This is a genomic window from Hubeiibacter jixunmingi (genome assembly GCF_041928215.1).
GTDB lineage: Bacteria > Pseudomonadota > Gammaproteobacteria > Pseudomonadales > Moraxellaceae > Acinetobacter.
The window spans coordinates 1-10,159 of record NZ_JBHFHK010000069.1 but is presented as its reverse complement, the minus strand read 5'-3'; the positions used below and the strand labels follow the sequence as shown (position 1 = coordinate 10,159).

Below are 10,159 nucleotides of genomic sequence, written 5' to 3'. Positions count from 1 at the left end.
TGAATCTTTTGCTGCTAATATCTATCTGGCTGCAACAATAATCAATTTGCGTTAATTGTCAACACGCCCTATTTAAATTACTCTTTAAATAAAAAAATCAAAGCTCAAGAAGTGATGATTTTTCACAACCGTGTAAAAGCGTAACTTTTAGTTATGACTAATTAATTTTAAAAAGTACAGCTTTCACCATCTTTCTTTTACAAATCAAGCTCTATCTCAAAAGTACCCTAGTATGTACTGAACATCCGCACGCACAATCACCTTACTGCCCATCATCTTTTAAGATGAAACATTTGGATTGAGCAGATATTGAAAGTTTAGTTTAGTGATCAAAACCTAATGAATTTACGATGGAAAAGTATCACTAAGGTCAATGAATTTTTAAGTTTTAATAGATTTGATATATTAGAGTGTTATGTTTCTGTCAGTCACAATCAAGCCGATAAAAAAAGCTCATGATGAATATGATGAGTTTAATACATCACACAAGATGATTTATAACCTTGAGAAATAGATTAAAAATCAATCAGTAAAACATAAAGTAGATTATTCTTAGAAGCTTGTACAGGTGAATTGTTTTCAAAACCACCCAAAAGCCTCCCACCATTTCCAAAAAAAATAGCCTTGTTACTTTTATTTATATAATGGTCTAACAACGCTTTAAAAAAGTATGGCATAATTTGAAAACGAATGAACTCAACACAAAACAGGTGATAATTATGGCTTTTTATGGCGATACCGATGCACAAGAAACCCAAGAATGGCAAGATGCGTTTGACTCTGTGATCGAACACATGGGTACTGAACGCGCTGCTTTCTTATTAGAAAAGTTATATCAACGCGCAATTGCAAAGCATTTGCCTATTCAGCGTTTAAATACACCTTACTTAAATACCATTTCTGTCAATGAACAACCTGCTATGCCAGGTGATCAGGACATGGAACGCCGTATCCGTGCTTTAATCCGTTGGAATGCATTAGTAATGGTACTACGTGCAAACAAAAACGAAGACGAGCTAGGCGGTCACTTGGCAACATTTGCATCAAGTGCAACGTTGTATGATGTCGGTTTCAACCACTTTTTCCGTGCACCAAGCAGCAGCTTTGGTGGCGATATGATTTATTATCAAGGTCATAATGCACCTGGTATTTATGCACGTTCTTTTGTCGAAGGTCGTTTGTCGGCAGAGCAACTGGACAATTTCCGTCGTGAAGTTGATGGCGAAGGCTTATCAAGCTATCCGCATCCATATTTGATGCCTGACTATTGGCAATTCCCAACTGTATCGATGGGTCTTGGTCCAATTATGTCAATTTATCAAGCACATATCCAAAAATATTTGACTAACCGTAAGCTGATCAAAGATGAAAATCGTAAGATTTGGGCATTCTTAGGTGACGGTGAGATGGATGAGCCAGAAAGCCTAGGTGCGATTTCATTGGCTGGTCGTGAAAAGTTAGACAACCTTATCTGGGTAGTAAACTGTAACTTGCAACGTCTTGACGGTCCTGTACGTGGTAACGGTAAAGTGATTCAAGAATTAGAATCAATTTTCCGTGGTGCGGGCTGGCGTGTCATCAAAGTAGTATGGGGTCGCCATTGGGATCCGCTATTGGCAAAAGATGATTCTGGTGCATTAAAAGCACGTATGGAAGAAGCATTAGATGGTGACTACCAACGTTACCAAGTAAAAGGTGGTGCTTACATGCGTGAGCAGTTCTTTGGTAAATATCCAGAAGCTGCTAAGCTTGTAGAAGGCTTGAGCGATGCAGACATCATGAGCTTGAATCGTGGTGGTCATGACCCGTACAAAGTATTTGCAGCCTACAGTGCAGCGACTACTGCAAATGGTCAGCCTACTGTAATCTTAGCGAAAACAGTTAAAGGTTATGGTTTATCAAATGAAGCAGAAAGTGTAAACAAAGCACACCAAATCAAAAAATTACCTGGTGAAGCATTACAATACTTCCGTGACCGTTTCAATTTGCCATTCAGTGATGAACAACTAGACGAATTACCATTCTATCGTCCAGAAGAAAATTCTCCTGAAATCAAATATATGAAAGCACGTCGTGAAGCGTTAGGTGGTTATTTGCCACAGCGTCGTCGTCAAGAAGCTGAACCATTACAAGTACCTGAATTGTCAATTTTTGATAACGTACTTCAAGGTATGGGTGAAAAGAGCTACTCAACGACCATGGTGATGGTACGTTTGATTTCTGCATTGTTAAAAGACAAAGCAATCAAAGATCGTGTTGTACCAATCGTACCAGATGAAGCACGTACTTTTGGTCTTGAAGGTATGTTCCGTCAATTAGGTATTTACTCTGCGCATGGTCAAAACTATACGCCAGAAGACAATGAACAATTGATGAACTATCGTGAAGCCAAAGATGGTCACATGTTGCAAGAAGGGATTAACGAAGCAGGTGCGATGAGTGCTTGGATCGCATTGGCGACCAGTTATTCAACCAATAACTTGCCAATGATTCCATTGTACATCTACTACTCAATGTTTGGTTTCCAACGTATTGGTGACTTGGCTTGGGCTGCAGGCGACTCACAAGCACAAGGTTTCTTGTTGGGTGCAACAGCAGGTCGTACTACGTTGAATGGTGAAGGCTTACAGCATCAAGACGGTCATTCTCATATTCTTGCTGGTACAATTCCAAACTGTATCTCTTATGACCCATGTTATGGCTATGAGTTGGCAGTGATTGTACATGACGGTATCAAACGTATGTATGGCGACCATGAGCGTGTGTACTACTATTTGACCTTGATGAATGAAAACTATCCACAGCCTGCAATGCCAGAAGGTGTTGAAGAAGGCATTAAACGTGGTATGTATTTATTGCAAAAAGATGAAAAAGCCACTGTCCAATTACTTGGTTCAGGTGTGATTTTACGTGAAGTTGAAAAAGCAGCGAAGATCTTACGTGATGAATACCAAATCCATAGTAACGTGTGGAGCGTAACAAGCTTTAACGAGTTAGCACGTGATGGTATGGCATGTGAAGAATACAACCGCAAACATCCTTTGGAAGAAGAGCCAAAAGAAAGCTGGATTGCACAGCAATTAAGTGGTTATGAAGGTATCGTGGTTTCTGCAACAGATCATATGCGTTTGTACAGCGAACAAGTACGTCCATACTTGCCAGAAGGTATGCCTTTTGTAGCATTGGGTACTGATGGTTTTGGTCGTTCAGACTCACGTCAAAACTTACGCCGTTATTTTGAAGTGGATGCAGCAAGTATTGTTGTCGCAACATTGAAAAAATTGGCAGATGAAGGCAAAGTTGAATTACGTTTGGTGAAAGATGCGATTTCAAGTTTTGAAATTGATGTTGATCGTCCATCAGCGTGGAAAGAGCAAAAGCATCCAAAAATTCAATCTGTTGCTGAATATGTTGATAGCAAAAAATCAGAAGGTTAATGATTATGCAAATTAAAACGCCTGATATCGGTGTAGATAAAGCCCTAGTTTCAGAGATTCTTGTGGCTGTAGGTGATAGCATCAGTGCAAACGATGCGATTGTCACTGTAGAATCAGATAAAGCGTCTGTAGATGTACCAAGTACATCTGCGGGCGTAGTCAAAGCAATTTTGATCAAGCAAGGTGATGAAGTTACAGAAGGCACACCTTTGATTGAGCTTGAAGCAAGTGATACAAGTGCATCAGCTGAACCTGCAAAAAGTGAAGCAAAGCCACAAGCAGCTGAATCAGCACCATCTGCTCCGCAAGCTGAGCCAGCAAAAGCAGCTGCACCAGCAAGCTCTGCAAGCAGTGAAGTTGAAGTCAAAGTACCTGATATTGGTGTTGATAAAGCAGCAATCGCAGAGATTTTGGTAAAAGTTGGCGATAGTATCGATGTTGATGACAGCGTAGTTGTTGTTGAATCTGACAAAGCGACTGTTGAAGTACCAAGTACAGTTGCTGGTGAAGTGTTGGCAATCAGCGTAAAAACTGGTGATATGGTTCAAGAAGGCGTTGTCTTATTGACTGTAAAAACTGCTGGCGGTGCAAGCCAAACTACAGCAGTCGAGTCAGCACCACAAGCTGAAAAACCAGCTGCACCACAAGCTGAGAAATCAGCTCCAGCAGCAACTGCACCCGCTGCGGCAGTCAGCCACGAAACAGTAAATGTTGATAAGCTTACAGCAGAGCAAAGTGCTGCCAATGCCAAAGTCTATGCTGGTCCTGCAGTACGCCAATTGGCACGTGAATTAGGTGTATTGTTGGCAGAAGTTAAATCTTCACAACAAAACGGTCGTATTCTCAAAGATGATGTGTTCGCTTATGTGAAAACACGTCTTAACCAACCAGCACCAGTGGCTGCGGTGGCACCTGCTGCAGCACAAGTTAGCGGTTTGCCAAAACTACCTGATTTCAGTGCATTCGGTGGTGTGGAAGAGCAAGTATTGACACGTTTGCAACAAGTCTCTATTCCACAATTGTCTTTGAACAACTATATTCCGCAAGTAACGCAGTTTGAATCTGCGGATATTACTGCTTTAGAAGCATGGCGTAATGAGTTAAAAGACGGCTTTAAAAAGCAAGGTATTGGCTTGACGATTTTGGCATTTATCGCCAAAGCGGTAGCACACTTGTTGCAAGAAGAGCGTTATTTTGCTGCACACTTGGCTGATGATGGCAAAGCGGTATTGTTACGTAACGAAATCCACATGGGTATTGCTGTAGCTACACCAGATGGTTTGACTGTACCTGTATTGCGTAATCCAGACCAAAAAACCATTAAGCAAATCGCACAAGAATTGGGTGAGTTGAGCCAAAAAGCACGTGACAAAAAGTTATCACCAAAAGATTTACAAGGTGCAAACTTCACAATTACGAGTCTAGGTTCAATCGGTGGTACAGCATTCACACCATTAGTAAACTGGCCACAAGTGGCGATTTTGGGTATTTCTCCTGCCAAGATGCAACCAGTTTGGAATGGTAAAGAATTTGAGCCACGCTTGATGTTGCCATTATCATTGTCATACGATCACCGTGTGATTAATGGTGCTGATGCAGCACGCTTTACGTCTAAACTTGCAACGTTATTGGCGGATATCCGTACAGTATTGTTATAAGACTTTAGCGTATTGCACTAAAGTAAAAAATCGGTGATTCAAGATCACCGATTTTTTTTATTTTTTCAAAAGTACAAAGCAATGGCTTTGGAGTCTACAGATTTAGACTGTGTTTTTTAAATAATGCACGTTCGATCATAGGACGTGCCAAGCCTACCGCAGAAATAAAAAGAACCATAGTCAGAGCTTGACGTTTTAAACCTGTGACGCTGAACTGATAGTTGTAGCTGATGTAATTATCAATAAAACAATACATAACACAAAAAATAATCGTCAGTGTTAGAGAGTATTTTTTGATGCCTACAGCGACCAAAGCACCAATAAATATAATCGGGGTGAATAGAGTAGAAAACCAAGTCAGATTCGCAAATAAAAAGCTTAACAATAAACCAAAAATAGGTAACGCAAACCACAGCATTTTATCCAACTTTTTTAGATCAGCCGTCAATTTTGCATAAACGTCGTCGGTCGCTACTGCATCCGCTTGGGCTGATGGTGTAGTACGTTGACTAGTGGGTGGAGTAGGGGCGTGATCTTTATTATTAGACTGTTTATGAGCTTTGGACATCACAAAAACCTTGTAAGAGCAGAACCAACCAAGCATAACATAAACACATTATACGTTCATTACAAATTTTTTTATCAAATCATGTTATGATGGCGAAGATTTTGACATATTAGGTTGCTGTTATGAACAGTTTACATTTTAGTATTTGGGCAATTATTATCGCTTGTATATTCCCTTATGTTTTTAGCAAAATTGCAGTGTACAAATCGGGATATGATCTAAAACAACACGGTGGGAATCATCGAGAATTTTTGCAAAATAGTACAGGTTTGGCAGCACGAGCCAACGCCGTCCAACAAAATAGCTTTGAAATTTTACCGTTGTTTATTGCATCGATTTTGATGGCAGAGTACTTGGTGGTCAGCGATCGTTATGTGGTGATGCTTGGCACGGCATTTTTGATTTTACGTACGATTTATGCAATCTGTTATTTACTTGATTATCCACGTTTGCGTAGTCTGGTGTGGAGTTTGGCAACGGCTTGTCCATTGGCATTACTTGTATTGTGTACTCGTATCTAGATCATTAAGCTTTAAAGGTTGTTTATGACCGTTGTTGAGTTCAAAAGACATGATTTAAATCGATTTTATTTTAAAATATCGATGCACAATTGATTCTAAACAAATACATCGTTCATCAACTTCTGAGCAAGCTGAAAGCAATCCACCACATCATTATACCAATCACACTGTCCAACACTCGCCAAGCATTCGCCTTGGTGAACAATGGACGTAAAAAACGTGCCAAATAGCCTAGGCTAAAAAAGAACAAAAATGACGCCAACATTGCCCCACTAGCGAAAGCGATTTTATTTTGATAGTGCGAAGACACCGAACCCATCAACACCACTGTATCTAAATACACGTGCGGATTAAGCCAAGTAAATGCAAAACATAATGCGATCGCTTGTTTGAGTGATTGACGTTCGCCATCCTGTTCAAGTTGCAAGTGTTGTCCGCCATCGTAAGCACGTTTAAATGCCAATAAGCCATAGGCAAATAAAAATAATACACCGAAATATTTCATCAGTATAATAAAGGTCGGAAACTTCGCTAATAATGGTGCAAAACCAAATACACCCAAGCCAATCAACACTGCATCAGAACATGCACAAAATAAACAAATCCAAAATACATGCTGTTTTAAAATACCTTGTTTAAGCACAAAGGCATTTTGGGCACCGATAGCAACAATCAAGGATAAACCGAGCATCATCCCTGCAAAAAAAACTAATACTGTCCATGAATTGCCCCGATTGAAATTGTTATGTTAATGAAAATCCAAATTTTAACATAGTGTCTCAGTCATGTACTGATTTCAAACAATACACTTTTGATAAACTGTACTTAATTCAATGACTTCTACAGAGCACTGTAAGCCCTGATTTGTCTTAAAAAATTGCTGTAATGCGTCACATAGCGTCTGAGCAAATGACTGCTGTGTTGCTTGATCTCGTCCTTTCATGATGAATAATTGTAAAGCAATGAACGCTTGGGCTTGTTCACCTGTACCGACCAAGCTGGCATCAATTTTGACAATGCGACTCTTAATATCAATAGCTTGAAAATGTCCTGTCGAAACAAGCGCTTGATTTAAACATAGTAATAAATCTTGTGCAGAATAATCCAAATTGTGTGATGTTTCGATAATCAAGTGGGGCATGACTTTCTCCAAAATATATCTGCTGTGTAATGTGCATTGCACTATAGCACAAATTTAAAATGATATTTTAGTCAGCAAATTCAAAATTTGCGTCAATAACCCATTCACCTTGTTCATTTTTGATATAAGCACTGCCTACTTTTTCATCTAATAAGTGGATAAAGCTATCATCAATATTCAACAACACACCCAAAGCAACCCATCGAATCACATCAGGATTACACATATATTCATCGCTCTCGTCACCAGTTAAAATTTGCCAGCCACTGTCTTGACATGGACGATCTTCTTGATCTTGGCAAGGTTCATCTCTACAAATTAATCCAATCGGTGCCTCACCATCCAAAATGGCTTTGGTCGTCCAACATCTATCCCAATATTCTTGTGCCAATGATGGTACAGGATCGACTTTATTGTAGGATGTCATAATGTGCTGTACAGAAAAATGTATGCAGTCGCCAGCATTTAAACCTTGAATTTCATAAGGTTGATTATCTAACTGTCCAGCAAAATCTTCACCATGAATGGCGGTGATTTTTACCCACATTCGTTCGGCTTGACCTTGCTCATCTTCAAACATCAATTTAACCAAATCACCAATTTCTAAAGTCGAAATATATTCGATCGACGGCACATAAAAAGTATATGGATATTGCTTTGCAAGTGTTCGTACATTTTCTAAATGCCACTTTTGTTCAGTATTGTCCATCAAATCGCTCCATATTTATTTCAAGTTGAGTATAGGCTTAAACTTTGACGCTAATCAAGTTGAACATGAATTTTAGCTTACCGTTTATCAATGTATTGGTCACAATGCTCATCTATGATCAAGAACCAATAGACAAAAATGAGATTTTAATAAAATAATGCTATTAAATTTAAAATATTACAAAATATTACAAGAGTTAAATTTATATATTTATCAATAGTTTAATTTATTGCATTTACAGTTTGGTTACTTTGTGATAAAATTTCTTTACGAAATAAATTTGACCTGACGCAAGTTTTTTTTGAAAATAAGTGTAACAAATTTTTTTATAAATTGTGATGGGAGAAAAACATCATGAAAAAGTTAAACGTATTGGCTGCTGTTATCGCTGCATCTGCTTCTTTGGTTGCAGTAAATGCAAATGCTTATCAAGCTGAAGTTGGTGCTACAATGAACGTTGTATCGCCAGAGAAAGGCAAGAATGCTACTGGTTTCGGTGTTGATGGTACTTACCACTTCGCACCAGTACAAGACAATCAATCTCAACCATTAGCTGAGCAAGCGTTCTTACAAAATTCAAGCAATATCCATGCAGGCACTAGCTTTGCAAAGATGGGTGAAGTTAAAACTACAGTCGTAAATGCTGGTGCAACTTACTATGTTCCTGGCACTCAGTTCGCTGGTATGCTTGATGCTGGGCACTCTAATTTTAAAGACTCAACTGATGACTCAGTTAAAATTAATGTTGTCCGTGCAGGTGTAGGTTACAAACCATCAAACGATTTGTTGTTACAAGGTGGTATCGCATACTCACAAGTCAAGACAGAAGTAAAAAATGATACAAGTTATGCATCTAGTTCAGTATCTAACACTTCTCCATACATCGGTGCGAAATACTTGACTAAAGTTGGTGCTAACGATTTGAATTTAGAAGCTAATGCTACTCTAGGTGATAATAAAGTAGTTAGCTTGGGTGCTGATTATTACTTCGACCGTACTTTCAGTGTAGGTACTGGTTACAGTGCTAATCATCCTGACGTTGGTTCAAGCACAGATGCTTTTTCTTTCCGTGCTAAGAAATTCTTCACGCCTGAAATGAGCTTAGAAGGCACAGCATCTTTTGGCGACGACAATAAAACTTATGTTGTTCGTGGTGCATACCGTTTCTAATATTTCATCAGATGATGTGATATAAAAAATGCTCCTTTGGGAGCATTTTTTTATTGAACGATATTTTAAAATCATTATTCTAATCTTTAACAGTAATATAAAACGCTCATACTTCTAAGCAACTGCCACATTAAATAGCGAGCCAATCCAACTGGTTATGCCCATGGCAATCAATCCCTAAATGACGATACGCACTGCACCTCTAATTGGTGATACACCCGATAATAATGCAGAGATAACACCTAAAATTGCTAATGCCAATGCTCCAACAACGATGATACCTTTTGAAAGATAAGCAGTTGGAATCAACCAAATCGCTAACATTGGTAGGATACAGCCCAACGAAAATGCCAAAGCTGATGCCCATGCTGCCTGAAATGGGTTGGCTGCGGTCGCATCAGAAATACCGATTTCATCTTGCATATGTGCTGCCAACGCATCATGCTGAGTCAGTTGCACTGCAACTTGATGTGCTAACTCTGGTGTCAGACCACGTTTAACGTAAATATTGGTCAGCTCCTGTAATTCGTAAGCAGCGTTATTGGTCAGCTCTCGACGCTCCATTTCTATATCCGATTTTTCAATATCTTCTTGCGACTTAACTGAAATGTACTCACCCGCAGCCATTGAGATCGCACCTGCAATCCATCCTGCAACGCATGTCACCCACAATAATTGCTGACCCGCACCAGTTCCGCCATACCTGCAACCAAACTGGTCACAGAAATAATGCCGTCATTGGCACCTAAGACTGCGGCACGCACCCATCCTAAGCGAGAAATTAAATGATGTTCATGATGTGCTTGCATAATTTTTCCAGTTGAGGTGATTTTGTCATATTGCGGACAGTTTAACAGATATTTTGTTGTATGATACACATATAGGACTTACGCAAACCTAACCGAAGGGCAACGAAGTTGCTCACAAATATAGTCATCAAGAAGCCCTTGCTTAA

The 10,159-nt window shown here is 39.3% G+C and carries 7 protein-coding genes and 2 pseudogenes; 4 read left to right on the top strand and 5 right to left on the bottom strand.

Going from position 1 to position 10,159, the window contains the following annotated elements:
• Window positions 1–719: 719 nt before the first annotated feature.
• The gene (gene aceE, locus ACEYX7_RS09495) at window positions 720–3,437 is read left to right on the top strand and encodes a pyruvate dehydrogenase (acetyl-transferring), homodimeric type (protein WP_374805227.1); all 2,718 of its coding nucleotides are present in this window, start codon (window positions 720–722) and stop codon (window positions 3,435–3,437) included.
• A 5-nt stretch (window positions 3,438–3,442) separates the two neighbouring features.
• A pseudogene (locus ACEYX7_RS09490) lies at window positions 3,443–5,095 on the top strand (2-oxo acid dehydrogenase subunit E2); the annotation flags it as partial.
• A 94-nt stretch (window positions 5,096–5,189) separates the two neighbouring features.
• On the opposite strand, the gene ACEYX7_RS09485 reads toward ACEYX7_RS09490, so the two are convergent.
• Complete coding sequence (locus tag ACEYX7_RS09485; RefSeq protein ID WP_374805225.1) at window positions 5,190–5,663, bottom strand: hypothetical protein; 474 nt, start codon at window positions 5,661–5,663, stop codon at window positions 5,190–5,192.
• A 122-nt stretch (window positions 5,664–5,785) separates the two neighbouring features.
• On the opposite strand from ACEYX7_RS09485, the gene ACEYX7_RS09480 reads away from it, so the two are divergent.
• Window positions 5,786–6,184 (top strand): MAPEG family protein, encoded by a 399-nt coding sequence (locus ACEYX7_RS09480; protein ID WP_374805223.1) that lies wholly within the window; start codon window positions 5,786–5,788, stop codon window positions 6,182–6,184.
• Between the two features lie 115 nt (window positions 6,185–6,299).
• On the opposite strand, the gene ACEYX7_RS09475 is transcribed toward ACEYX7_RS09480, so the two are convergent.
• The 3 genes from ACEYX7_RS09475 to ACEYX7_RS09465 all read right to left on the bottom strand — a co-directional run bounded on the left by ACEYX7_RS09475 (window position 6,300) and on the right by ACEYX7_RS09465 (window position 8,034).
• Entirely contained in the window at window positions 6,300–6,878 is a 579-nt protein-coding gene (locus ACEYX7_RS09475; RefSeq protein WP_374807069.1) for a LysE/ArgO family amino acid transporter, read from the bottom strand.
• Between the two features lie 102 nt (window positions 6,879–6,980).
• Window positions 6,981–7,325 (bottom strand): 5-carboxymethyl-2-hydroxymuconate Delta-isomerase, encoded by a 345-nt coding sequence (locus tag ACEYX7_RS09470; protein WP_374805220.1) that lies wholly within the window; start codon window positions 7,323–7,325, stop codon window positions 6,981–6,983.
• 67 nt (window positions 7,326–7,392) lie between these two features.
• Entirely contained in the window at window positions 7,393–8,034 is a 642-nt protein-coding gene (locus ACEYX7_RS09465) for an immunity protein Imm33 domain-containing protein (RefSeq protein ID WP_374805218.1), read from the bottom strand.
• A 354-nt stretch (window positions 8,035–8,388) separates the two neighbouring features.
• On the opposite strand from ACEYX7_RS09465, the gene ACEYX7_RS09460 reads away from it, so the two are divergent.
• On the top strand, window positions 8,389–9,204 hold the full coding sequence (locus ACEYX7_RS09460) for a putative porin (RefSeq protein ID WP_374805217.1): 816 nt from the start codon (window positions 8,389–8,391) through the stop codon (window positions 9,202–9,204).
• A gap of 177 nt (window positions 9,205–9,381) precedes the next feature.
• On the opposite strand, the pseudogene ACEYX7_RS09455 reads toward ACEYX7_RS09460, so the two are convergent.
• A pseudogene (locus ACEYX7_RS09455) lies at window positions 9,382–10,013 on the bottom strand (VIT1/CCC1 transporter family protein).
• Window positions 10,014–10,159 lie beyond the last annotated feature (146 nt).